The following is a 24,868-nucleotide window of genomic DNA, read 5'->3' on the forward strand; positions in this document are numbered from 1 at the left end:
CTTCCATTGTGATCGCACTCGAATTAGACAGATTCTATAAAGCCTGCAACCCGAGCAAGACCCTTGTTGCGGGAGACCCAGGAGATTATCAATACTACATTGATTTTGGTTCCGTGCGCGGCGGCAAAATCATTGAATCTTTACAGCGAACCATTACCCGCATATCCCCCAACGAGCCAACCTGTCAGCTATTTACAGGACATATCGGGTGTGGCAAATCTACGGAATTGTTTCGACTAAAAGCTGAGTTAGAGCAAGAGGGTTTTTGCGTCGTCTACTTCGAGTCTTCCCAAGACTTAGACATGGGTGATGTAGACATCAGCGATATTTTGCTGAGCATTGCGCGCCAAGTCAGCGAAACTATGGAATCAGCTAAAATCAAACTCAGACCGAGCTATTTTACCAATCTGTTTGCAGAAGTGGCAGAATTTTTGCAGACTCCCATAGATTTGTCAGCGGAAGCCGAGTTATCTGTAGGCATTGCTAGAGTTACTGCTAAAACTAAAGACTCTCCCAAACTGCGATCGCAACTCAGGCAATATCTCGAACCCCGCACCAACAGCATTTTGCAGTCGATCAATGAAGAACTCCTCAACAAAGCTAACGCTGAACTCAAGCACCAAGGCAAAAAAGGGCTCGCAGTCATCGTTGACAACCTCGATCGCCTCGACGCATCCCTCAAACCCAGCGGACGCACCCAGCCAGAATACCTGTTTTTAGACCGCGGCGAACAGTTGAAAAAACTTAATTGCCATGTTGTCTACACGATTCCCCTGACTTTGATTTTTTCCAACGACTTCGGCCGCCTCGCCAGTCGATTTGGAGTCAAACCCAAGGTGATGCCGATGGTACCGGTGCAAATGCGATCGGGGGACGACCACATTGAAGGAATGGCACTGCTGCGGCAGCTAGTATTAGCTAGAGCTTTCCCGAAAGTTGCTCCCCATCAACGCATTGATTTGATTTCCCAGGTGTTTGACTCTCCCGAAACTTTAGATCGGCTTTGTCGGATTAGTGGCGGTCACGTTCGCAATCTACTGATGCTTTTGTATAGCTGTTTGCAGCACGAAGACCCTCCCTTCTCTCGCGAATGCCTCGAAAGCGTCATTCAAGAATATCGCGATGACCTTTTGGGAGCTATCAATGACATGGAATGGGAATTGCTGTTTCAAGTCGTCACCCGACAAAGTGTAACGGGCGAAGAAGAGTCTCAAATCTTGTTGCGAAGTATGTTTGTCTTTGAATACCGCGATCAAGAAGGTCGCTGGTTTGGCATCAACCCAGCCCTAGCAGAAACCAGAAAATATAAGGAGTGGCGGCAGGGCCTTGAGCCAAAATAGTTGGGATTTTTGAGATTGCTTCCCGAATCTAATAACCCTTACCCATGAGCGAGATAGAAACTATTTAACTTAAAATTAACCGCTCAAAACTCCGCACTCCAACAATCCAATACAAAAATCAGTCAGCGGTTTTTGCCGCTGGCTGATTTCTGTTGAATGCTGGCTATATGCGGTGAATGTTATTGTCGCGTAAAACTTTGCCGCCACCAAGGACGTTCCCCACTCTCAACTCTCATATCTGCAATGCCAGACCCCCTATGTCTGTTTTTACCTGTTGCTGTTAATTTCAAATAATCCCATCCCGGACGACAATTTTTTTCCTGGTGTGTTAAATGCCTGCTACAGATATATCGCAGTTGTTTACTAATAGCTAGTCGTCGGTATTATCTTAAATTTAGGGGTTGCCTATTTACGATATGCAGTCATTTATATAGAGCGGAATAAGAAAATCTTAGCGGGGCTGAAAATTTGACGGGGAAGTCTAGCATTCTCTGAGATTGAGCGGTATGATATCTTTACATTGGATCTAATAACTATGTAAGTATTAAAAGGAGAAGTACGGAAAACTACGTGTTTCTACAGAGATAAAGCCTCAAACAGAGACGGTTATCTCTAAGTAGATACGCTTTTAGTCACGATTGGTGAGCGTTAGGTAATTGATTTATGCAAAAGAGGTGCACGCATGACCGATCTAATTAAGGTACAAGAAACTGCCAACTACAACGAGCGATCGCTCAAAACTCTGGTCAGATCCATTACAATGTCTCAACAGCAATTCTCGCTGATTTTGGTGCGCTGCAACTACGAACAGTTGCGGCAGCAAATAGCGCAGCGGCTGCGAGAAGTGTCCCCAGTTCCAATTCAAGATCTCGTCCTGCCAGCTTCAGTCAAAACCCTTTACACTACTCTGCAGGCAAGCACTTTCCAGGAGGGGTACTCGCCTGTCGGTGCCGCCTCGGCTTTGATGGTATTCGGTTTAGAAACAGTAGTAGCGATCGACGAACTGATGGCTTCTACCAATCAAGTGCGAGACGAATTTCGCAAAAATTTTTCCTGCCCAGTGATTTTGTGGGTAACAGATGACATCGTGACCAAAATGATTCGTCTGGCCCCGGATTTCAAAAGTTGGGCGGCCGCTACAATTAAATTTGAAATGGGCGTTGACGAATTAATTAATTTCCTCGCTAGGCGGGCCGATACTATATTTAAAATAGGCGAACTCAATCAAGAACTCGCCAGCAGCAACGTCAGCACCATCGCTAATTGTGAAACCTGCGAAACCCCGTGCGAAAAACGCGGCCTGGAGCGCGAAATCAGCCCTGGAGAACGCTTTCTAACTTTTAACTCAGGGCCCCAAAACCGACGACAATCAGATGCCCACTCGTATTCGCCATTGAGTCCCGGCAATACCTTCGATTTGGCGATCGGCTCTTTGCCACGCCGAGAACTAGAATTAGCTTTAAGAGATTTACAAAATCGCGGTGAAGAATTAGAACCCGCCCTCAAAGCCAGCCTGCAATTCGTTCTCGGTCGAGATTACTATGTCAGCGACCAAACCGAAACTGCCTTAATTCACTACCAAGAAAGTTTACTATTTTGGCAGCAGAAAACGGGCAACTGGGAACTGGCAAACTTCGACCATTCCGAAAACCCAGAAACCTTCTCCTCCTTGTCGAATCCTGTCCCCAAAATTTTATTTTTAGAGAGAGAAGGCATAGTGCTGTTTCACATAGCCCTGTGTCACCGCTTGCAAGCAGCCAGAAACCCAGTAGCCAACCGCCAGCACTGGGAACAAGCTTGGATTAGCCTGGAACAATCTAGAAACGCTTTCTCCCTTGCCTCACGCCCGGAATTGGTAGCTGAGGTGACAGCACACCTCGGAGAAGTGCTGCAGCGCCTGAAAGCTTGGGGAGAGTTGCAAGCATTAGCTGAAAATTCTTTGCAGTTGCACTTCACTTACGGTACTCCCAGTCAACTAGCTCAAGATTACGGGTTTTTGGCTGAAGTTGCCCTGCAACAGTCGAGGTGGAGTCAAGCCCGCCAGTTAGCCGAATTGGCTTTGGCGATTTTGGATCAAACGCCTCATGATTTGAGATTGCTGATTGAAGATTTGAGATTGGGGTTTGAGGGAAATTATCCAGAATTGGTGGGCCCTAACGAGTTAAGTAACGAACCCAAATCTAAAATCCAACATCCTAAATCCGACAGGAGTTCGTATCTTTTACTTTTAGCGCGAAGTTTGCGGCAGCTAGGGCAGTGGGAAGCGGCGGTTCATTCTTTGGAGTTGGCTCAATCTCAAAGCGAGCCGAAGTACGACCCCCGACTTTACATCGATATTTTGACGGAACTGCAAGCGGTTTATTTCGAGCAGGGAGAGTATCTTAAAGCGTTTCGGATTAAAAAAACCCAGCGTTCGATCGAATATCAATACGGATTTAGAGCTTTTATCGGAGCCAGCCAATTGCAGCAGCAGCGCCAAGCGGTCAATCCTTCAGGCCCCTCAGCTCAAAACCAAGCTGCCATCGCAGCGGAAATGACAGCTTACTCGCGCCAAACAGATATCAATAGCTTGCTAGAAAGAATTAGCAGGGACGACCATAAATTAACTATTATTCACGGGCCCAGCGGAGTCGGGAAAAGTTCTCTAGTCAATGCCGGCTTAGTACCAGCTTTGAAAAACATTACTCCGGGCGCGCGCGATACATTGCCCGTAGTAGTCAAAGTTTACACCGACTGGCTGGTGGAGTTAGAAAATGCTTTGAACAGCGCACTGTACGACAAACAAGCCGAAGAGGAAAGTAAATTAATCTCGAAAGGACTACACGGAATCCACAAAAAAAGTTGCTCGGTTATTCCTGCTCGCAGCTCGGAAGTCTCTTCTTTTATTATAGATCAGTTGCGCGAAAATGCCACAAATAATTTGTTGACTGTGCTGATTTTCGATCAATTTGAAGAGTTTTTCTTTGTTTCGACTTCTGTGGAACAAAGACAACTTTTTTATAATTTTTTGGGCGTGTTTTTGAATTTGCCTTATGTCAAGATAATTCTGTGCTTGCGGGAAGATTACTTACACTACTTACTAGATTGCGATCGCTTCCCAAATCTTGACGCTATTAACAATAATATTCTCGACAAAAGTATCCGCTACCAACTGCGGAGTTTTTCTATCAAAGACGCGCGGGCTGTCATCGGACACTTAACAGAACGGGCGGAATTTTATTTAGAGTCGGCACTGATCGATGCCTTTGTAGAAGATTTAGCAGACGAACTTCAAGAAGTGCGACCGATCGAATTGCAGGTAGTAGGAGCGCAACTGCAAGAAGAAGGTATTACGAGTCTAGCACAATACCAGCAATTGGGGGACAATCCCAAAGCGGAATTAGTGAAACGATCGCTCGAAAGAGTCATCTCTGACTGTGGCCTGGTTAACGAAGACGCAGCTTGGAAAATCTTGTTTTCCCTGACAGATGAAAGAGGCGTTCGCCTGATAAAAACCAAACACGAACTCTCGTTAGTTACAGGTCCGCAGCCAGCAGATGCCCGCGAAACCGAATTATCGGCGATCGGCAAAAACCGAATTTCCCTACAGCGACAGTTCGCAAAAGACCCAGAAATCCGACAAAAGAAAACCGACAACCTAGACTTAATTTTAGACATTTTAGTTGGTCACGGTTTGCTATTTCTGCTACGGGAAGCGCCCGAAGACCGCTATCAATTGGTACACGACTATTTAGTGCGACCGATCCGCCAAAGATTCGGCTTAGAAGCCAGACTGCACAAAGCAGAAGCAGACAAAAAAATGAGTCAAGCACAGCTCTACCGAGCCAATACTTTTCTCAAACAACTGCTAGGAGTAGCAGTGATCGGCGTCATGCTGCTAACCAGTTCCACCATCGCCGCCGTAAACTTTTGGTGGCGGGCCGTGGGTCAAAAACAGCTAGCTGTCGCTCAAACTCAGCGAGCCGAAATCAGTACCCTGACAGCAGCTTCGGAAGCACTGTATTTCTCAAACAACAAATTTGACGCCATGATGGAAAGTTTGAGAGCTGGCAAAAAGTGGAAACAGATCGAACACTCCCAAAAAATGTATACTCTCAAAGACACCGAAATTCTGATTTCTGCTGCCCTCCAGCAGGCAGTTTATGGAGTCAAAGAACGCAACCGCTTGGAAGGACACGGCGATGTAGTTTGGGGTCTTAGCTTCAGTCCAGATGGCGAAACAATAGCTTCTTCCAGTGTAGATAAAACCGTCAAACTTTGGCGGCGCGACGGCAGTTTGCTGGCAACTTTCAAAGACCATACTAACAGCGTCTCATGTGTCACGTTCAGTCCAGACAACAAAATTATCGCCTCGGCTAGTTTAGATAAAACTGTCAAAATTTGGCAAACAGACGGCAGTTTGCTGGCAACTTTCAACGGGCATACTAATAGCGTTACCAGCGTTGCTTTTAGCCCTGACGGTCAAACGATCGCCAGTGGCTCTACAGATAAAACTATCAAACTTTGGAAAACCGACGGCACGCTGCTGAGAACGATCGAACAATTTGCTCCCGTAAATTGGTTAAGCTTCAGTCGCGACGGCAAAATAATTGCTGTGGCGAGCCATGACGGTACTGTGAAACTGTGGAGTTCTGACGGCAGGTTAATCGCTAATTTGTGGCACAGCGAAAACAGACAACCCTCGAAAATTTACACCGTCAGTTTCTCCCCCGATGGTGAAACGATCGCCAGTGCGGGTGAAGATAAAACGGTGAAAATCTGGAGCATCGCTGCACTCAAACACCCACCAACAGAAAATTCAACAAAAGCAAAAAAAGGTGAACTGCTAACAACTTTGCGGGGACACAGCAAGTGGGTATTTGGTGTCAGTTTCTCCCCCGACGGTCAAACACTTGCTTCTGGAAGTGCAGACGGGACTGTCAAACTCTGGAGTCTTGCTGGTGTTGGCGACAAACGCCCAACCGATGCTAGCAACATTAAACCAGAGAGTCGCTTACTGAGAACTTTTGAGGGACACGCCGATCGAGTTACTCAGGTGAGTTTTAGCCCGGAAGGCAAAACCTTGGCTTCGGCAAGTTTTGACAAAACTGTCCGGCTGTGGCGACTCGATGACGTGCCGCTCAAAACTCTCGACGGACACCAAAACCGGGTGCAGGGCGTTACTTTTAGCCCCGACGGCCAAAGGCTGGCTTCTGCTTCTACGGACAAAACTATCAAACTCTGGAGCCGCACGGGAGTTTTGCTAGAAACCTTGGAAGGACACACTCAGAGAGTCGCCAGCGTCAGTTTCAGCCCCGACGGCCAGCTACTTGCTTCTGGGAGTTACGACAAAACGGTGAAAGTCTGGAGTTTGACAGAAGATGGCATGAATAATATTCTCCCTTGTCCTTCGGCTCCGCTATTCCCGTGTTCGCCTTCTGTGCTGTTGACTCTCGACGGCCACGCCGACAGCGTGATGAGCGTGAGTTTTAGCCCCGACAGCGAGATTCTGGCTTCGGGGAGCAAGGATAAGACTGTGAAACTCTGGACTAGAAACGGCAGGCTGATTAAGACTTTGACGGGACACACAGGCTGGGTGACTGGGGTGACTTTCAGTCCCGACGGCTCGATGCTGGCTTCTGCAAGCGATGACGGTACTCTCAAACTCTGGAATCGGGATGGTCGTTTGCTAAGAACTTTTGAAGGAGCTCACAACAGTTTTGTGTTGGGGGTTGCTTTTAGCCCTGATGGCAAAATGCTGGCTTCGGCTGGTTACGACAATTCCGTGAAATTGTGGAAGGTAGACGGGACTCTGGTGGCGACGCTGCTGAAGGGTTCTAGCGACAGCGTGACTAGCGTGGGTTTTAGCCCGGATGGTTTGTTGGTTGCTTCGGGCAGTTATGACCATAAGGTGAAGTTGTGGAGTCGCAGCGGGACTTTACTGAAAACTTTGACTGGTCACAAGGATAGCGTGATGAGTGTGAGTTTTAGCCCGGATGGGAAGGTTCTGGCTTCTGGGGGCCGGGATAATCGGGTGATTTTGTGGAATTTGGATCTTGACGATTTGCTGGTGAGGGGCTGTGACTGGGTGGGAGATTATCTGAGAACTAATCCTAATGTGAGCCATCGCGATCGGCGTCTTTGTGAGGGGGTTGGGGCAAAATCTCAATTTTAGGGTAATGGGTAATTTCTTCAGTGTCCCCCCTAGAAATCCCCTTGACTCTATGCAGCGGTTTTAAGCGCTGGATAAAGTCAAACTAAGTCTTAACTGAGAGGGACTCAAGAATCAAGCGGCTAAAAAGCCCGGTTGTGGTATCAAAACTCAAAACTCAAAACTATTTTCCTCTTCCCCTTGGTCTCGGCTTCCTGTAAAGTAAATAATTGTAAAGAAATATGAGTTTTCTCTTATCCTCTGGTTAAGACCGCCAGCTAGCATTCACAATTAAGACCCGGATTATAAGTTCCTATGTCACAGCTTTTCCCGCAAAAATTTCTAGCCTCTGTTGCCGCATTTTGTCTGGCTTTGTCCGTGTGGGCGATCGCACCAGTAGCCCACGCTTTCAATAATCCAGATTTATTGCCGTCAACTCAGACGCCGATCATTGATTTAGCTAAAGCCCTTACGGATATTGAAGAAGAAAGTTTGGCAAAAAATTTAAACGCCTTTGAAACCGAAACCGGCTGGAAATTGCGAGTGCTGACCCAGTACGATCGCACGCCCGGTTTGGCTGTCAAAAGTTATTGGGGGCTAGATGATAAGAGTGTGTTGCTAGTTGCTGACCCCCGAGGGGGCAATTTGCTAAATTTTAATGTGGGCGACTCGCTGTATCCGCTGCTGCCGCGCACTTTTTGGGTGGAACTGCAAACCCGCTACGGTAATCAATTTTTTGTGCGGGACAATGGCGAAGATCGAGCGATTATTGAATCTTTGGAGTCGATAGAAGGCTGTTTGCGTCAGGGCGGATGCCGCGTGGTTCCCGGTTTGCCGAGGGAACAGTGGGTTCTGACGTTAATTACGTCGGTGGTTGGCGGCGTCATCTGCGGGTTTGCGGCTCAGCCTCGGAAGCCGGGACAGGTTGTGGCTTGGCAGTGGGCGCTGATTTTTTCGCCGCTGTGGGGCATTCTGTTTTTTGCTTTCGGACTTGGGCCCGTGGTGACTCGGACTTCTGACTGGTTGCCTGTGGTTCGGAATGTGGCGGGTTTTGCGATCGGAGCTTTGGTGGCATTCCTGACTCCGGTGTTGGGCAAATCTTCTTCGTCGTCGGAAACTTAGTTGTCAGTTGGCAGTTGGCAGTTGGCAGTTGCCAGTCATCAGTTATCAGTCAACAGTCAACAGTCAACAGTCATCAGTCATCAGTTATCAGTCAACAGTCAACAGTCAACAGTCAACAAATGACTAAAAGCTGGTAAGCTGATACCTGACAACTCACAGGCGACAGCTATCCAACAAATGGAATGGCACGTAAGCGATGCCCAGAGTCTGGGATTAATCGATAACGAAATTGGCGACCACGGTTTTTCAGCGGCGGAGTACGAAATAGTCCGCCGCGTGATTTATGCGACTGCTGATTTTGAGTACAAGTCTTTAATTAGTTTTTCCGATCAGGCTTTGCAGGCTGGGGCGGCAGCTTTGGCTGCTCGGACTACGATCGTGGTAGATGTGCCGATGGTGCAGGTGGGCATTACGCCCCTAATCCAAAATACCTTTGCGAATCCGGTTTACTGTTCGATGGAGGCTTTGACGCGCCCCCAAAAGGAAAGGACGCGGGCGGCTTGGGGGATTGAAACTTTGGCAAAACGCTATCCTGAGGGGATTTTTGTGGTGGGCCAGGCTCAAACTGCTTTGTCGGCGATCGTAGATTTGATTGAATCTGAGGAAATTCGGCCGGCTTTGGTGATTGGGACGCCTTCTGGGTTTGTAGGGGTGGACGTGGCTAAGTCGCGGCTGCACGATTCGATGATTCCTCACATTCGGATTGAGGGCCGCAAGGGCTCTGCGGTGGTAGCTGTGGCTATTGTTAACGGGCTGGTGGATTTGGCTTGGCAAGCTTACGGCCAAGAGGGGAACAGTTGATCGATAAGTTAATTGTCATGAGTCCTGGGATTTTAGATTTTAGATCCCGCTTTCGGCACCCTCTACTTTCACAATAGGTTTTTTCCGAATTTTGTGAACAAATTAAGTTACTTTTTATAACGCGGGATTCTGTGAACCATCATAGATCGTCCTGGACGCATGAGAGTCCAGAAACCGGGTTTGATGGGCGAAAATACACAGGTTGCAGCCACAGATTCGGTAAAAAAACTGCTGATTGAGCGAAGTCTAAACCCGGTTTTTTTGTGGGAGTTCGTAAGTCTTGATAGAGTAGAATTCTCTAGCAAATTAAGGAAATGAGTCGATTGCAAATTCGCGAAGATGACCTCAGAGGTAGAAAGATTGCTGACTTTCTGTGCGAACATCTCGAAAATATGAAGGAGATTACACCACCTGAAAGCATTCATGCTCTTGATTTAGAAGCATTGCGATCGCCCGATATTACTTTCTGGACGGCTTGGGAGGGTGATGAATTACTCGGATGCGGAGCACTGAAAGAACTAGATTCAAGAAGTGGTGAAGTCAAATCAATGCGTACCGCCAAGACTCACCGCCGTAAAGGTATCGCCTCGAAGATTCTTGAACACATCATCAAAGAAGCCGAACGGCGTGCTTACGATTGCCTGAATTTGGAAACAGGGGCTTTGCCTGAGTTCGCCCCCGCACGAGCCTTGTATATACGGTATGGGTTCAAGTACCGAGGCCCCTTCGCGGAATACATTGATGACCCGAATAGCGTGTTTATGACGAAAAAGCTCTAGGAGGGATTTCTCTAAATTGGTATATTTCTTGAAAATCTCGCAATGACGCTTAACTATTATTAGACATCTCCAGAAATTAAGTTTTTGCCGGGGTTTAACTTGCCATCGCTCTTACAAGTGGCGCTTATTTATTAATAATCAGCGGGCGATCGCCTTTTTACATCTCTGCTTGGATTAGTGCGATCGCGGTCTTTTTTTCTGCCTTTTTTAATTTGCTGGCTCATTTCTACAAACAAATCCCTACGCAGATAAGGATAGTCGCTCACCCACACGTCACGGCTGGGAATATAAATATCTGAAACTTTGGCAATTCTGCCTAAATCTTCTTGATTTGACATAATTAACATTAAAGCAGCTTGGCCGGGGGCAATTCCTTGGTGATCTTTCCGCAATGGAGCTCGAAGTGTAGTAGTAAATCCGGTTTTGTCGCCAACTTCCAAGTTGATGCGTGGTTCTAGGTTGTCAACTATTACGAGTTGTCCTTTTTGATTGACTGTTTCTTCTTGACTGGTGATTTCATCTGTAATATATATATCCAAAACTCGTCCTTGCCAAAAACCGCAGTATTTATATTTGCGGCATTCTGCATTCCGCAAACTCGCCCACAAAATAGGCCCCCACAGCCAGTACAAACCAGCTATCAATCCGGTGATTAAAACTAGCGGCCCGACATCGGAACCGGCGAAGTTGTAAACTACCAGGAGGAAAACTACGCTGACTGCAGAGATTAACATTCGCCTCAAAAAATCGGGCGGTTTTCCCCAGATATATTTGTATTGCGCTCCCGTGGCGACGGCGGGAATTAGTTCTTGAAATGTTTCACGGGTTAAGGGAATTAGCATAGGAAGTTCGGCAACGAGCAATGTACGGGATGCAACGGCTGTCTGTTCGGAAGCGGATTAGATTAAGGGATTTAACAGATTTAACGGATTGAGGTTGAAGTCAAAAATCAGAAGTTAGAAGTCAAAAGTTAGAAGTGAGATTAATTCCAGCTTACTAATGACTAATGACTAATGATTAATGACTACAAGATTTTTTCCAGGCCGTAAACGAGCGATTGCAATTCAAGGACTTTGCGTATAGACAGCAAGACTCCTGGCATATAACAAGCGCGATCGCTCGTATCGTGTCGTAAAGTATAGACTTGACCGGCGCCGCCAAAAATTACCTCTTGGTGGGCAATTAAACCGGGTAAACGGATGCTGTGAATGCGAATCCCTTCATCCGCCACTGAACCTCGCGCTCCGGCTAATTTTTCGGTTTCCTCAACTTCTGGCTGATTGAAAGTTTTTCCCATTTCTGCTAGCATTTGGGCAGTTTGAATTGCCGTACCGCTGGGGGCGTCGGCTTTTTGATTGTGGTGCAGCTCGATAATCTCTACGTGTTCAAAATACTGAGATGCCGTGACGGCGGCTTGTTGGAGCAAAACCATGCCGATCGAGAAATTGGGTACGATCAAACACCCAGTGCTAGCTTTATCAGCGAATTCAGCTAAGTTTTCAATTTGCTTGCTGCTCAATCCGGTAGTGCCGACTACTGGGCGAACTCCGTAAGCTATGGCCGATCGCACGTTTTCATAAACAGACGAAGGGTGCGTAAAATCTACCATCACCCCTAACTGCTTTTCCTGAGCTGCTAATACCAGCATTCCTTGCAAGTCGTCTGTGATGGGAACTTCTAACGGGCCGCATCCGGCTAATTCGCCGGCATCGGCGTTGAGGCACTCAGGAGAGCGGTCTACAGCCCCAAATAAGGTCATGTCACTAGCATGGGCGATCGCCTTAATTACTTCGCGGCCCATTTTGCCTGCAGCACCGTTAACAATCACCGGAATCGGAAGTTGATTCGCCATCATCTCAAAAATATCCTGAAAGTTTGATCGACTAAATTTTAACGCTTGTACGAATTTGGGGAAACAAGGAATGAAAGACAGGAGTTGTCGGCAAATCTTCAAAAACCCGGTTCCCATTTGAGAAATACTTTGCCAAATCGAGTAATTAGCTTAAAGAAACTCGGTTGTGGCACAAGTTCTGAAAAAATTACATTCAATCTCATATTAAGCTCAATTCTGTAAGAACAGACTTGTGCAAAGCTAATTTGCACCGACATATTTTTTCTGTGACTGCCAAATTCTCTCGAAATCTTCGATATGTCATGTCTGTCGCAACTGGTCTCAACCTGAGTTATCAAAACCGACGCGTCAGGATTTTGCCTGCAATGCTTGCGGGCGCGACTGTAACTCTGCTGAGTATGGGAGTTCGGCAGTTGGGAGGCCTGCAAAGCTTGGAATTGGGGAGTTTTGACTCGTTAGTGCGCTTGCAGCCAGATTCCGGCCCCGATCCGCGACTGCTGGTAGTGGGAATTTCTGAGGCCGATATTCAAGCTTTGGGGAGATTTCCGATTTCCGACGGCGCGATCGCTCAAACCTTGGCAAAACTGCAAAAGTATCAGCCAAAAGTCATCGGTTTGGATTTGTACCGGGATTTGCCTCAAGCGCCGGGACACGAAGAATTGCTGGCCGCGCTGAAAGCACCGAATGTGGTGGCGATCTATAAATTGAACGATTCAGAAAGTCCGGGAGTGCCTGCGCCCCCGGGGATACCGCCCGCTCGGCTCGGTTTTAACGACTTCGTGCTCGATCCTGATGGCGTTGTGCGCCGCAATTTGCTTTCCGTCTCCCAAGCACAGAAGAATACTGCTTTCTCTTTTTCTGTGCAAGTGGCTTTGTTGTATCTCAAAGACAGAGTGCAGCCGGAAAATAGCCCTGTTCATCCCCACCAAATCAACTGGGGAAAGGCAGAATTTCTGCCTTTAACTGCTAACAGCGGGGGCTATGCAAATCTCGACGCCAAGGGCTACCAAATTCTGCTCAAATACCGGTCTGGGAAGGAGGTGGCGCGACAAGTCAGTATCCGGCAGGTATTGAAGGGAGAAATTGACCCAAGCTGGGTTAAGGACAAGATTGTGTTGATCGGGACGACGGCACCGAGTAGCAGAGACGTGTTTCTGACGCCCTACAGCCCGGTTAAAAAGCAAAGTCCGAAAATGCCGGGGGTGCTGCTGCACGCGCAAATGCTCAGCCAAATATTGAGCGCGGTTTTGGATGGGCGATCGCTCTTTTGGGTGTGGCCGGAATGGGCGGAAATTTTGTGGAACGGTGCTTGGGCGATGGTTGGCGGGGTTTTGGCTTGGCGGATTCACCATCCTGCGAGGGCGGGATTGGCTGGGGGCGCGGGATTGATCGGACTGTTGGGGATTAGTTATGGGATTTTTACTGGGGGTGGGTGGGTACCGTTAGTGTCGCCGACTTTGGGCTTGGTGGTGACTGGTGTGGGTGTCAGCGCTTACAGGAAGCTTTACGATGCTTTTCACGATTCTCTGACGGGTTTGCCCAACCGGGATTTGTTCGTGGATTGCCTGGGGCGGGCGATCGCCAATACTAGGGGCCGCCGCAGCTATCTGTTTGCGGTGCTGTTTCTGGATTTAGACAGGTTTAAGGTGATTAATGATTCTTTGGGTCATTTGGTGGGGGATGAACTGCTGATGGCGGTGGTGCTGCGGTTGAGGGCGATTATTGGCCCCGGGGATACTGTGGCGCGGGTGGGGGGCGACGATTTTGCGATTTTGGTGAGGAATATTGATGTTGACAGTGCTGTGGATTTGGCCGCTCGAATTCACCAAGCTTTAATTGTGCCTTTTGAGTTGAAGGGGCAGGAGGTGTTTGTGACTGCGAGCATCGGAATTGCGCTGGGGGGCGAACCCGGTGCTACTGTCAGGGAACAGCCCGAACACTTGCTACGGGATGCCCACACGGCGATGTACCGGGCGAAGGCTTTGGGAACGGGAAGGTATCAGGTGTTTAATGCTTCGATGCACGCTTTGGCGGTGGAGAGGTTGCAGTTGGAAACTGATTTGCGGATGGCCCTCAAGCGTCAGGAGTTTTTGCTGCACTACCAGCCGTTTGTATCTTTGGCAAGCGGGAGGATTATTGGGTTTGAGGCTTTGGTGCGTTGGCAACACCCGCTGCGGGGTTTGATTCCGCCCATGAAGTTTATTCCGGTGGCTGAGGAAACGGGGGCAATTGTGCCGCTGGGTGAGTGGGTGTTGGAGGAGGCTTGCCGGCAGTTGGGGCTTTGGGAGGGAATGTTTGATTTCGATCAACCTTTGATTATGAGTGTAAATTTGTCGGGAAAGCAGTTTGCCCAGCCGGATTTGGTCGATCGTATTCAGGTGATTTTGGAAACAACTGGTTTGAGTCCGGAGAGTTTGAAGTTGGAGATTACTGAGAGTGTGGTGATGGATGATGTGGAGTCGGCGATCGCGGTTTTGAAGCAGATGAAAGGGTTAAATGTCAAGTTGGGAATTGATGATTTTGGCACTGGTTATTCGTCGTTGAGTTATTTGAGTCGGTTTCCTACGGATACTTTGAAGGTTGATAAGTCGTTTGTGGGGCGAATGGAGCTCGAAAGCGAGGGGGAGAATGTGGCGATCGTGCGGACGATTGTGGCGCTGGCTCACGCTTTGGGCATGGATGTGATTGCTGAGGGTGTGGAGACGGCGGCACAATTAGCTAAGTTGAGGTCGATCGGCTGCGAATACGGTCAGGGTTATTTTTTTGCTAAGCCGTTACCGAGCGAGGCTGCGACTGCTTTGATGGCTTCTCGGCCGCAGTGGTAGTTGTGGGTTATTAGTTATTAGTTATTGTACGTTAGAGCTAAAATTGAAAGTTGAGCGGGTTCCCAAAGCAGCTCTCTAATCTGTTGGATGCTAAAAGTAGTGTTATCTAAACAAACATAAAGCTGAAAGAACTTGTCAGCCATCTCGTTATCGCTCCGGGAAAATTAACGGAGTATGCTCTTAATTTAGATAACGCTGTCGGTAGCAATAAAGCTGTAATATTTCAGCGTCCTTTAGGATTTCATCAATAAAACTATGACTTACTGTTAGCACATATTTCAACTAAAACTCTTGATGCTGAAGCAGTTTTAGGACTAAACGACAAACACGGACAGCGCTATACTGTAGACTTGGAAATTGTGCACAGGGACAGCAGGGGATTGTCCGTACAGGTTGGATCGTAGAACCGGGTAGTAATGGGGCGAGACTGGTAACACTATTCGTTCGGAGGTAAGCACGATCGTGCCAGAATTATTTGATGTAGTCGAATTGTTAGTAACATTGCCTGAATCTAATTTACACCTAGGTGTTAGAGGGGCTATTGTAGATTGTTATGATGATGGAAATTACGAAGTAGAATTTAGCGATCGCTCTGGCGAAACGATAGCTTTGTGTACTCTGTCTGCGGAGCAGTTTTTAGTTGTTTGGAAGTCGAAACAAAGGCGTTGGTTGTCTGTATCTGAGCTATTAGCTGCGATGGTTGGACGTTTGTCAGACGAACGTCAGATACAAGTTTTAGAGTTGGCGCGTTCTTTGTGTGGGAGATAGTCTGTTTTTGGCGGCGTTTTGAGAGGAATCACACAAACTCTGCACTTGGACTTCCAGGTTGCCGATCGACTGTTGTCCACCTATATGTCACAATAAACAAGCAATTATTATATTTTGAGTTATCCTGTGAGTCCTACTGCCGAAGTCAGCAATACCCTAAATGCGGGCGTTCTACCAACCGTTACCGCTACCCCAGCCCGCCGCGCTGTTTTTCCCTTCACTGCGATTGTTGGCCAGGAGGAGATGAAACTGGCGCTGCTGTTGAATGTCATCGATCCCAAAATTGGCGGGGTGATGATTATGGGCGATCGAGGTACTGGTAAATCTACCACAATCCGCGCTCTCACTGACTTGCTGCCGGAAATTGAGGTGGTGGCTGATGATCCTTTTAACAGTCATCCCAGCGATCCAGATTTGATGAGCGATGAGGTGCGCGATCGCACTTTATCTCAAACTGACATTAAAATCGCGCGCAAGAAAGTTCAAATGGTAGACTTGCCTCTGGGCGCTACCGAAGACCGAGTTTGCGGTACGATCGACATCGAGAAAGCTTTGTCGGAAGGAGTTAAAGCTTTTGAACCCGGTCTTTTAGCTAAAGCTAACCGCGGCATTCTTTACGTTGATGAAGTCAATTTGCTCGACGATCATTTAGTCGATGTTTTGCTCGACTCGGCCGCCAGCGGTTGGAATACTGTTGAAAGAGAAGGCATTTCGATCCGTCACCCCGCTAAGTTTATTCTAATCGGTTCCGGGAATCCAGAAGAAGGAGAATTGCGGCCGCAGTTGCTCGATAGATTCGGGATGCACGCAGAAATTCGGACTGTGAAAGACCCGAATTTAAGAGTGGAAATTGTCGAACAGCGATCGAGTTTTGACCAAAATCCAGCGGAGTTTCTGGCGAAATACCAGCGCGAACAAGATGAAATGCAGCAGAGGTTGGTGGAAGCCCAGGAAAGATTGAAATCGGTAACTATCGATCGAGAGTTGCGGGTAAAAATCTCCCAAGTTTGCGCTGAATTGGACGTAGACGGGCTGCGGGGCGATTTGGTGACGAATCGGGCTGCGAAAGCTTTCACGGCTTTGGAATGCCGCACTGAGGTGACTGTGGACGATATTCGCCGGGTGATGACTCTGTGTTTGCGGCACCGGTTGCGGAAAGACCCGCTAGAATCAATAGATTCGGGGTATAAAGTGACTAAAGTGTTCGATCGGGTATTCGGCCTAGAAACAACGGAGGGGTAATTAATAATTGGTAATTGGTAATGGGTGGTGAGGAAACATTTCCCAAATTTTTAATGCCTCCTTCCCCATTTCCAATTACTAATTCGGGCAATGGAAAAACGAATTTTAGGATTAGATCCCGGTTTAGCAAATCTCGGCTATGGGGCAATTTGCTGTCAAGTTGTCCCTGGCAAGCAAGATGAAAACTTTGTTTCCATGATTGATTGCGGCGTCATACAAACAACGCCTAAACAGGAAATGGGACAGCGGTTGAAAACAATTTACGATGATTTGCACGAGGTAATTGAACAGATTAAACCTGATGTAGCAATTGCCGAAAAACTGTTCTTTTACAAGATGGGAAATACCATACTTGTAGCGCAAGCGCGGGGCGTTTTGACGCTAGTATTGGCGCAGCGTGGAGTGCCGTTATTCGAGTTTACGCCGGCTCAAATTAAGCAAGCTTTGACCGGGCGCGGTAATGCGGATAAATCTGAAGTGCAAGAGGCCGTGGCGCGGGAGTTAGAGTTGGCTTATATTCCGAAACCCGACGATGCGGCGGATGCTTTGGCGGTGGCTTTGACTGGTTGGTACGATGATGATATTTGTCCGAAGAAAATACAGTTGGAAACAGGAAAAATTTGAGGCAATATCAAATCATGGGCAAATTAAGCACAAATCCGGGCAAGACATCTTCTCCCGATAAACTTACAGGAAATTGTACAATCTCTACTTCGCGAGAAGGGCGATAAATTTCTACTTGTTCGTCTTGAGGATTAATTAGCCAACCCAAGCGTAAACCACTGTTTAGATACTCCTGCATTTTCTCCTGCAGCGGCCGCAGCGGGTCTGTGCGCGAGCGCAATTCTATGACAAAATCAGGACAAATCGGCGGAAATTTCTCTTGTTGTTCATCCGTTAAAGCAGACCATCTTTCCAAGCTAACCCAAGCCGCATCAGGCGATCGATCGCCATTATTAGGCAACCGAAAAATTGTTGAAGAACTAAACACTCTTCCTAGCTGCGTTTGTTGATTCCACATCCAAACCAAGCCAATTAAATCGGCTTCTCGATTGCCGCTGACTCCGCCTACTGGTGACATAATGATAATTTCTCCTTTAGCAGTCCGTTCAAATTGCCAATCTCGATTCATCTGGCATAAACGGTAAAACTGTTCATCTGTTAGTTCGACAGTATCTAAGTTTAAAGTAACTGTTGTCATTGTATTATCTCTCCTCTCTTCTCTTCTCTTGAGTCCGCGTCGGCGGACTTCGTTTGACAAGAAGCGATTTCAATCGCGGATTTATCTAAAATCGCTAATCTATTTTAGCGCCATTTTTTGCCGATCGCGATTAGGACGATCGCACTCAACACACTCAACACAAATCCCACACCCATACTCAACCCAAAAACCACCTTCGCATCTATCGGATTTTGGGGGGGTTTAATTTGGCCTGCATAAACGCTGGCTGCTACTCCGCTAGTGGCAATTCCCACACCAGCCGCTGCAATTGTAACATTTAAAGCGTGATCGCTCTTAGCCCTCTCAATCTCACTAATCCCTTCAATCGTCTGAATTGCATTTTCTAGCAATCTCAACTCCGCACTCAAACTCCTGTTATCGGCTTCCACTTGCCAGACATACCTCTCCTGGGCAAAATCGCTGAAACTTTTCATAAATTTGAAAGCTTTCGGACCGCTTCCCATTTTCTCGCCGATAGTTTTCAGGCGTTTATCATAATTTTTGAGATTAGTTTTAATTGTATTTTCTTTTTCTCCCAATCGGCTTATTTGATTAGCATAAACAGAAAAAATTGTCCGCGAATTAACTAAACTTTGCTGCAATTCTTTCAGGTCAATTTTAGGCGCATTTACCTGTGCCGGGAGTCGATCGACAATTTGTTGAATTTTCTCTGGATAGCCTTTGAGTTCCGCTTTAAGTGGGCGACTTTGAGTGTAAGCCCAAATCACTTTATTGCGGTAGGCAAATAATTGGAGAAAATGCGGATAAAGTTTAGTAAGTTTTTCCTTGGTAACATCGAAAGATTCTCCTGAGTTGTGAGGAAACAAGCAAATTAAGACATGATAATTTTGACCGATATTGCCCATATCTCCCGGCGGTAGCCACAATTCATAAAAATCAGCACCTAAAAATTGCCCGTCGGCTTTTAAGTCTCTTTCCCATTTAGCATTCGGGACTAAATTAAGTTGGCTGTAGCAAGTTTGAGCTGTTTTTAAGGCGTCTTGGTCATTAGCGGTCAATTGTCCCGAAACCAGCAAACTTTGACCGATGGTAGCCGATGGGTTGACGCGGGAGATTACTTCTTTTTTCAGCGATTCTAAACAGTCGATTTCTTTGGGTTTAAATTTATTGTATTCGTCAACTTCTACGCCGGAAAAGTTGAATAGTGCCGCATAAGTATCGTTTAGTTTGACGGGATAGGAATACCCATCGAGATTAAACTCAAATTTTTCTACTTGTTTGTCGCCGAGTAACTCGATATAATCAGCAGTTTCAGTTTCAGCTTGTTTGAGTTGTTCTAGCTGTGTCGCAGAGATTTTATCGCCATAAATTTTTTGCCAAAACAGTTGACGGTTTTGGCTAATTTTTTCCTCATCTTGCCCCATACCCTGTGCCAAATCGTACACAAATAAATCGACAGTCGGGTAGATTAGCTTATTCTCGTTACTCATGAAAAAGACCGTCTGCTATTGACGATAAGATTGTATCTCGACTTGCTTGCACTGAATCCTTAGCTTTTAAAATTTTCCCTAATAATTTTTTCAACCCGCGCGGCTCAATTTTTGAATCCATTTTATCGAGAAGTTCCGGCAAATTTAGCTTTGTCAAATCGCTGTTGTCCCTTGCGGTGTTAGGAGTTTCGGTGCTAGTAGTGTTGTTTATTTCAGATTCAGCATTCGGCGGAAATCCTTTGCTGCGCTGGCTGCTGTGTGTCACCAACCAACCATAAGCTTTTTCATAAGCAACTAGCAGAGGAGGATGTAATTCCGCCAGTCTTTCGATATCGATAATTGTCAAAGTTTCATCTATTTTATTGCACTCTGATTGAACTGTGACGGGCAAAGGTTCAGTTTGTTGGACTAGCGCCACAATAAAAGCTTTGAAAATCTCGTCTTGCGTGTCGTTCATAATCCGGTGATAGTAAAGGCAGCCCAGTAGTAGGGATGCTGATAGGGTCGATCTAATTCCATTGTAGCCAACTCTTGCCGATTGCTTTTGAAGAATCGGCGCAAGCTAACTTCAACTTCAGAAAGTTCGGGGCTGTTTGCCGAAATATTGTTAATTTCCCCTTGATACCAGGCGGCTAAATCTTCGCGGGTGGCTTCTCGCAGCCATTTTTGAGCATTTCTTAAAGCAACGGGCGCCGACTCGCCGGCTTCTTGCCACTGTCGGTAAAAATAAATCATTAATAACGCACTCGCACCGGATTCTACGGGCCACAGGGTACTGACGACACAGCCAACTCCCGCGCGCATAAAACCGCTAGTCAATCCTACATATTCGGCGAGAATTGTTTGTTTGTCAGTCAATGCGGTTTCGCAGGCGGGAAGGCAGATTAATTGGTAGTTGCTGAGGTCATGTTTGATAATTTCTCTGACAGTCAATCGGTGGTTGCCGCTTAAGTATAAAGTTGATTCTAGAGGATTATCAAAATTATAGCTGCCGTGGCCGGTGAAGTGAAAAACATCGTGCGGCTGCTGCAATAATCTTTCGACTTCATCGAGGGTGGCTGCGTCTTCTCCCAGTCGGGTAGACTTGTCGAACATTCGGCAAATAATTTCCGATTCGATTTCGGCGGCGGGGAGAGGGGCGAATGTTTTTTCTTGGCCGTTTTTATCGATACTTACGCTGTGGGGATTTTCGATGCTGAGGATGGCTATAGTCCCAGTATTCAAAGTCCCCCTTCTTAAGGGGGATTTAGGGGGATCTGAACTTGGAGGTAAGCCAGAGATTTCGGCTGGGTTTTCAGGTTTTTGATCCCCCCTAACCCCCCTTAAGAAGGGGGGGACAAGAGTGTTCAATGTATCTTCGGATGGGGGGACTGACTCATTCAAAGTCCCCCTTCTTAAGGGGGATTTAGGGGGATCTGAACTTGGAGATAAACGAGAGATTCCGCTAAACCGATGTTGCAAATTAATCCCAACTGCCGCGCTAGGCAAATAACAAACCACAAAATCACGACTAAACAAAGCATGAATTGGGAAGCGGTGCAAGTCCCGGTGAGGAATCAGGATTAAGTCGCTAATCCCCTCTAATTGCTGTTCAATGAAATCTAGTTTCAGAATTTCCTTGAGTCGGGCAAATTTACTTGCCATTCCCCCACGCCAAGGATGATTTTGTTGGCTTGTTTTCTCCTGAGATTGATAATCGGTGTATTGTTGATTCCACTCCTTCACCCATTCTTCAAATTTATCGGGAAAATCGCTGAAACAGTTTTCGGGAGACAACAAGCCATAGGATTTAATGATGAATGTTGTCAGGGCTGCGTCGCTGAGATGCCAGTAAATCGCCGCTGTTGTGGGATTGAGAAGTTGCTGAATTTGTGAGTGAGTGACTGTCTCTTCTGTTTGGTAAGGGGGAGTTGGTAAGGCATTCAGCAGCCAAGATAAGCAGACATTTTTATCGGTTTCTGCTGTTGCTAAGGCTTCGGGAAATTGTCCCGACTGCATAAATATATTTACCGTTAAATGTTCAAACCTAACTAATTTGTCGGTGAGTTGCTGTTGGGTGAGTTGGGAATAGTTTTGCTCTTTCAGCAGACGCTGCAATAAATTGGTTGCATCTCGCTGTAGTTTATTGGCTTGTTCGGTTTTTTTGGAAGCAAGTAATTTTTTGATTAAATCCTGCAAAAGTTCAAGATGCAGTTTCAGGAAACGATCTTTAGTTAGAGTTGTGAGGGCTTCTTTGTAGCTAACATCGGCTTTAGCCCAACACTCATTGGAGTTGGAAGAATTAAGTTTTCCTTCATTGTAATGAGCATTTCCTAGCGCTTGATGCAATAATCCATATCCTTCGGGGTAGGTGTTTTTTTTGCAATACTCTAAGCCTGCTTCTCATGTTAATACTTGCCCTTCATAGTCGCGCTGTTTCAGGTTGTGAGTTAAGAGAGTTCTTATTACTGGTGGAGAATTAGGGAATTGTCCCTGTAATATTTCATAAACTGCCTGCTTGTATCTAGGTGCTTTTTTGACTGCGATACTCCGATTCATCCAGGCTTCATGAACATCTGGTTTGATTTCTAAGGCTTTGTCGTAGGAGAAGATCGCCTCTTCAACTCTGCCTAAATTACCCAGTGCAATGCCCCGATTGTACCAGGCTTCGTGATCATCTGGTTTGAATTCTAAGGCTTTGTCGTAGGAGGCGATCGCATCTTCAACTCTGCCTAAATTACTCAGTGTATTGCCCCGATTGTACCAGGCTCCGTGTAAATCAGGTTTGATTTCTAAGGCTTTGTCGTAGGAGGCGATCGCCTCTTCTAGCCTGCCTAAATTATTCAGTACAACGCCCCGATTGTACCAGGCTCCGTGTAAATCAGGTTTGATTTCTAAGGCTTTGTCGTAGGAGGCGATCGCATCTTCCAATCTTCCTAAATTACCCAGTGCAACGCCCCGATTGTACCAGGCTTCGTGATAATCAGGTTTGATTTCTAAGGCTTTGTCGTAGGAGGCTATCTCTTCTTCTAATCTTCCTAAATTACCCAGTGCATTGCCCCGATTGTACCAGGCTTTGTGATAATCTGGTTTGAATTCTAAGGCGTTGTCCCAGGAGGCTATCGCATCTTCCAATCTTCCTAAATTACCCAGTGCAACGCCCCGACTGTACCAGGCAACGTGATAATCAGGTTTGAATTCTAAGGCTTTATCTAAAGATGCAATTGCCCCTTCAGAATCCCCTAAATCATATTGCTCTAAACCCCGAACGCACCAAGCCTCAGCCGCTCGATCGCCAACCTCATCCCCCTCAACCGAAGCTAGCGGAAACTCAACCAAAATCTCCCTACCAAAATTCCCCGCGCACTCTCCCAATTCCCCGATCGCAACTCTACCCAACAACTCCAACCTGCGCGCCAATTCCTGAAGCGATACCACCGCATCCGCAGACGCTGTACTCCCCTGCGCGCCCGCCAACAATCGAGCCTCAAACCTCCGCAACCAAGCCGCAAAATCACCATTTTTAATGCGTTTTGCGATTAAGAATTCCGCAACATCCCCTCTTCCCCAGCCCTGATTCACCCCTTCGAGAAGTTCCATGAACTTCGCCCCGTATTCCGCATCAGTGAAAGTTGGAGGAACCCCCCTCAGTCCCCCCTTAGTAAGGGGGGAAGCAAGATTTGTTTCCTCTTCCCCCCCTTTACCAAGGGGGGACCAGGGGGGGTTAAAATCCTGGGAAAAAGTGCGGAACACCCGCTGAATTAATTGTTTGAGGAATCGCCATATTTTACCGAACATTGGGGAGATTTTGAGGCGGTTGATTTTTTTGATTGTAGCAACAATTGCCGGGATTCGTCGTCAGTCCGATAGTCCGCCAGAGGTTGAAAAGGCGATTCGGATTTGTCGTTAGTCCCATACTCCGCCAGGGGTTGAAACCCCTGTCTCATAGCGAAAGTCCTCTGAAAGAGGACTGAAGATGTGCACAATGTCAATTAAGGGTGACATTTTGAAAATTGTTAATTACCATTGAAATTCTTCTCATCAGTCCTCTGAAGAGGACTTCAGCTATGAGACGGGGGTTTCAACCCTCGTCGGACTTCGCAACATCGCAATCTAACATTTTGAACATGATTAATTAGCCTTTAAATCCTTCTCATCAGTCCTATGCAAGAGGACTTCAGCTATGAGACGGGGGTTTCAACCCTCGTCGGACTCCGCTATGAGACGGGGGTTTCAACCACATTGAACTATTGCACCAGTGATAAAATTCAAACAATCAATGCCAACCCCAATCAAAAAAATGCTATAATATCAACTTTAATTGCTAAAATTATCCCGCCAGCAGAGAACACAGGAAAATAATATGGTGATTATTACCTCCCAACAAATTGCCCAATTTCGCTCACAATTAGCCGAATATCCCGAAGCCCTAAAAGCCCTAGACGCAATCGAAGATTGCGAAGGTAACATCGAAGATGCAGCGATATCTCTAGCAATTCAAGCCGGACAAGAACCGAATATATCAGAAAATTGGTTAGACGGATTGGCCAAAAGATGCCGCGTTGCTATCTGCAAATCAGAGGTTAAAGAAGAGTTGACAAACGGACAATTGAATGCAGCATTTAGAGATTTAGTTGCAGCCAAAATTTGCCCTGATATTTTGGTGACTTCGGTGATTATTTATGTATTTAAAACTGGGGTGAATGAGTTTTGCGAGCCTCTCGAATATAAACTGTAAAGCCATAGCTGCATTTAAAAATTAGGTGAAGCGAAGCTATCCCGAAGGGTAGGGAATCGCCCTCATTTCTCAAAACATGATACAACGAGGCGATCGCAACTCTTCTCTACCCCTTTGCACTACTGTACCCAGCCGACCTCAAATCCGGCGACAAACCCAAAGATTTCCCCAGCAAACGAGCAAGTTGCACTAAAAAATTAGCAGTATCTTCGTCACCTTCGCGCGCCATTGAAGCCGATATCTGGATTAGCATTTGCACAAATCCCGCATCAATTAAATCGGAACGCGAACTCAAAACCTCTGGCTCTTGACCGTTGGGACAGGTAAGCACTCGCTCGATTAAGTTCAAATAAGCCTCTTGGCGTTCTGGATTCATTTTGGCAGAAGCTCTACAGTAAATAATTTATTATTACGTTTAACTCAGTCCTGTCAATCAGGCGATCGAATAAGCGATCCCCGTTTTTACTCTAGAAACTCCATTCAGTCAGGAATAGACAGAAGCTTAAAGAAAATCTTAAGTTTCTCCATGCTAGTTTAGTCGAGGTAAGCTGCCCCGATGCGCCCCCTAAAATTCCAGCTAAGCTGCGCCAATAATAACCCTAAGATTCAAGGGAATTAA

At 46.7% G+C, this 24,868-nt stretch carries 18 protein-coding genes and 1 pseudogene; 11 read left to right on the forward strand and 8 right to left on the reverse strand.

Annotated features, from left to right (window positions below; all coding sequences use genetic code 11):
* Positions 1 to 8 precede the first annotated feature (8 nt).
* The 5 genes from QUA62_RS03615 to QUA62_RS03635 all read left to right on the forward strand — a co-directional run bounded on the left by QUA62_RS03615 (position 9) and on the right by QUA62_RS03635 (position 10,172).
* Positions 9 to 1,340 carry a P-loop NTPase fold protein gene (locus tag QUA62_RS03615; protein ID WP_190660595.1) on the forward strand — a complete coding sequence of 444 codons (1,332 nt, stop codon included), beginning with the start codon at positions 9 to 11 and terminating at the stop codon, positions 1,338 to 1,340.
* 682 nt (positions 1,341 to 2,022) lie between these two features.
* The gene (locus QUA62_RS03620) at positions 2,023 to 7,494 is read left to right on the forward strand and encodes a WD40 domain-containing protein (protein WP_333402405.1); all 5,472 of its coding nucleotides are present in this window, start codon (positions 2,023 to 2,025) and stop codon (positions 7,492 to 7,494) included.
* Between the two features lie 291 nt (positions 7,495 to 7,785).
* Complete coding sequence (locus QUA62_RS03625) at positions 7,786 to 8,592, forward strand: TPM domain-containing protein (protein WP_333402407.1); 807 nt, start codon at positions 7,786 to 7,788, stop codon at positions 8,590 to 8,592.
* A gap of 177 nt (positions 8,593 to 8,769) precedes the next feature.
* The gene (locus QUA62_RS03630; RefSeq protein WP_190660590.1) at positions 8,770 to 9,393 is read left to right on the forward strand and encodes a precorrin-8X methylmutase; all 624 of its coding nucleotides are present in this window, start codon (positions 8,770 to 8,772) and stop codon (positions 9,391 to 9,393) included.
* Positions 9,394 to 9,707: 314 nt separating this feature from the next.
* Complete coding sequence (locus QUA62_RS03635) at positions 9,708 to 10,172, forward strand: GNAT family N-acetyltransferase (protein ID WP_333402409.1); 465 nt, start codon at positions 9,708 to 9,710, stop codon at positions 10,170 to 10,172.
* A 131-nt stretch (positions 10,173 to 10,303) separates the two neighbouring features.
* On the opposite strand, the gene QUA62_RS03640 is transcribed toward QUA62_RS03635, so the two are convergent.
* Positions 10,304 to 11,014: a phosphate ABC transporter permease gene (locus QUA62_RS03640; protein ID WP_333281609.1), complete on the reverse strand. Its 711-nt coding sequence runs from the start codon at positions 11,012 to 11,014 to the stop codon at positions 10,304 to 10,306.
* Positions 11,015 to 11,196: 182 nt separating this feature from the next.
* Positions 11,197 to 12,024 (reverse strand): 4-hydroxy-tetrahydrodipicolinate reductase, encoded by an 828-nt coding sequence (dapB, locus tag QUA62_RS03645; protein WP_333281647.1) that lies wholly within the window; start codon positions 12,022 to 12,024, stop codon positions 11,197 to 11,199.
* Positions 12,025 to 12,326: 302 nt separating this feature from the next.
* On the opposite strand from dapB, the gene QUA62_RS03650 reads away from it, so the two are divergent.
* The 5 genes and pseudogenes from QUA62_RS03650 to ruvC all read left to right on the forward strand — a co-directional run bounded on the left by QUA62_RS03650 (position 12,327) and on the right by ruvC (position 17,483).
* Positions 12,327 to 14,849, forward strand: a complete 2,523-nt coding sequence (locus tag QUA62_RS03650) for an EAL domain-containing protein (RefSeq protein ID WP_333402411.1) — start codon at positions 12,327 to 12,329, stop codon at positions 14,847 to 14,849.
* 122 nt (positions 14,850 to 14,971) lie between these two features.
* Positions 14,972 to 15,303: pseudogene (locus tag QUA62_RS03655) on the forward strand (DUF6883 domain-containing protein).
* A gap of 8 nt (positions 15,304 to 15,311) precedes the next feature.
* Positions 15,312 to 15,617, forward strand: coding sequence for a DUF4926 domain-containing protein (locus QUA62_RS03660; RefSeq protein ID WP_333402413.1), 306 nt, complete (start codon positions 15,312 to 15,314; stop codon positions 15,615 to 15,617).
* A 126-nt stretch (positions 15,618 to 15,743) separates the two neighbouring features.
* Positions 15,744 to 16,859: a magnesium chelatase ATPase subunit I gene (gene bchI, locus QUA62_RS03665; RefSeq protein WP_333402415.1), complete on the forward strand. Its 1,116-nt coding sequence runs from the start codon at positions 15,744 to 15,746 to the stop codon at positions 16,857 to 16,859.
* Between the two features lie 90 nt (positions 16,860 to 16,949).
* Positions 16,950 to 17,483, forward strand: coding sequence for a crossover junction endodeoxyribonuclease RuvC (gene ruvC / locus QUA62_RS03670; RefSeq protein WP_333402417.1), 534 nt, complete (start codon positions 16,950 to 16,952; stop codon positions 17,481 to 17,483).
* 7 nt (positions 17,484 to 17,490) lie between these two features.
* Here the strand turns inward: ruvC and QUA62_RS03675 are convergent, their stop codons facing one another.
* The 5 genes from QUA62_RS03675 to QUA62_RS03695 all read right to left on the reverse strand — a co-directional run bounded on the left by QUA62_RS03675 (position 17,491) and on the right by QUA62_RS03695 (position 23,309).
* Positions 17,491 to 18,060, reverse strand: a complete 570-nt coding sequence (locus tag QUA62_RS03675; protein WP_333402419.1) for a Uma2 family endonuclease — start codon at positions 18,058 to 18,060, stop codon at positions 17,491 to 17,493.
* A 104-nt stretch (positions 18,061 to 18,164) separates the two neighbouring features.
* The gene (locus QUA62_RS03680; RefSeq protein WP_333402421.1) at positions 18,165 to 19,532 is read right to left on the reverse strand and encodes a hypothetical protein; all 1,368 of its coding nucleotides are present in this window, start codon (positions 19,530 to 19,532) and stop codon (positions 18,165 to 18,167) included.
* Entirely contained in the window at positions 19,525 to 19,989 is a 465-nt protein-coding gene (locus tag QUA62_RS03685; protein WP_333402423.1) for a hypothetical protein, read from the reverse strand. Before QUA62_RS03685 ends, QUA62_RS03680 begins: the two co-directional genes overlap by 8 nt.
* Positions 19,986 to 21,860: a CHAT domain-containing protein gene (locus QUA62_RS03690; protein WP_333402425.1), complete on the reverse strand. Its 1,875-nt coding sequence runs from the start codon at positions 21,858 to 21,860 to the stop codon at positions 19,986 to 19,988. The genes QUA62_RS03685 and QUA62_RS03690 overlap by 4 nt, the downstream gene beginning before the upstream one ends.
* 54 nt (positions 21,861 to 21,914) lie before the next feature.
* Positions 21,915 to 23,309 (reverse strand): tetratricopeptide repeat protein, encoded by a 1,395-nt coding sequence (locus tag QUA62_RS03695; protein ID WP_333402427.1) that lies wholly within the window; start codon positions 23,307 to 23,309, stop codon positions 21,915 to 21,917.
* A gap of 565 nt (positions 23,310 to 23,874) precedes the next feature.
* On the opposite strand from QUA62_RS03695, the gene QUA62_RS03700 reads away from it, so the two are divergent.
* Positions 23,875 to 24,249, forward strand: coding sequence for a hypothetical protein (locus QUA62_RS03700; RefSeq protein WP_006632950.1), 375 nt, complete (start codon positions 23,875 to 23,877; stop codon positions 24,247 to 24,249).
* A gap of 106 nt (positions 24,250 to 24,355) precedes the next feature.
* On the opposite strand, the gene QUA62_RS03705 is transcribed toward QUA62_RS03700, so the two are convergent.
* Complete coding sequence (locus QUA62_RS03705; protein ID WP_333402429.1) at positions 24,356 to 24,625, reverse strand: hypothetical protein; 270 nt, start codon at positions 24,623 to 24,625, stop codon at positions 24,356 to 24,358.
* Between the last annotated feature and the right edge of the window lie 243 nt (positions 24,626 to 24,868).

It is taken from the genome of Microcoleus sp. MON1_C1, from assembly GCF_036701945.1.
GTDB lineage: Bacteria > Cyanobacteriota > Cyanobacteriia > Cyanobacteriales > Microcoleaceae > Microcoleus.

Coding starts and splice junctions, on each gene's coding strand:
- QUA62_RS03620 (WP_333402405.1), top strand. CDS start 2,023: ATGACCGATCTAATTAAGGTACAAGAAACTGCCAACTACAACGAGCGA.
- QUA62_RS03625 (WP_333402407.1), top strand. CDS start 7,786: ATGTCACAGCTTTTCCCGCAAAAATTTCTAGCCTCTGTTGCCGCATTT.
- QUA62_RS03630 (WP_190660590.1), top strand. CDS start 8,770: ATGGAATGGCACGTAAGCGATGCCCAGAGTCTGGGATTAATCGATAAC.
- QUA62_RS03635 (WP_333402409.1), top strand. CDS start 9,708: ATGAGTCGATTGCAAATTCGCGAAGATGACCTCAGAGGTAGAAAGATT.
- QUA62_RS03640 (WP_333281609.1), bottom strand. CDS start 11,014: ATGCTAATTCCCTTAACCCGTGAAACATTTCAAGAACTAATTCCCGCC.
- dapB (WP_333281647.1), bottom strand. CDS start 12,024: ATGGCGAATCAACTTCCGATTCCGGTGATTGTTAACGGTGCTGCAGGC.
- QUA62_RS03650 (WP_333402411.1), top strand. CDS start 12,327: ATGTCTGTCGCAACTGGTCTCAACCTGAGTTATCAAAACCGACGCGTC.
- ruvC (WP_333402417.1), top strand. CDS start 16,950: ATGGAAAAACGAATTTTAGGATTAGATCCCGGTTTAGCAAATCTCGGC.
- QUA62_RS03675 (WP_333402419.1), bottom strand. CDS start 18,060: ATGACAACAGTTACTTTAAACTTAGATACTGTCGAACTAACAGATGAA.
- QUA62_RS03680 (WP_333402421.1), bottom strand. CDS start 19,532: ATGAGTAACGAGAATAAGCTAATCTACCCGACTGTCGATTTATTTGTG.
- QUA62_RS03685 (WP_333402423.1), bottom strand. CDS start 19,989: ATGAACGACACGCAAGACGAGATTTTCAAAGCTTTTATTGTGGCGCTA.
- QUA62_RS03695 (WP_333402427.1), bottom strand. CDS start 23,309: ATGTTCGGTAAAATATGGCGATTCCTCAAACAATTAATTCAGCGGGTG.
- QUA62_RS03700 (WP_006632950.1), top strand. CDS start 23,875: ATGGTGATTATTACCTCCCAACAAATTGCCCAATTTCGCTCACAATTA.
- QUA62_RS03705 (WP_333402429.1), bottom strand. CDS start 24,625: ATGAATCCAGAACGCCAAGAGGCTTATTTGAACTTAATCGAGCGAGTG.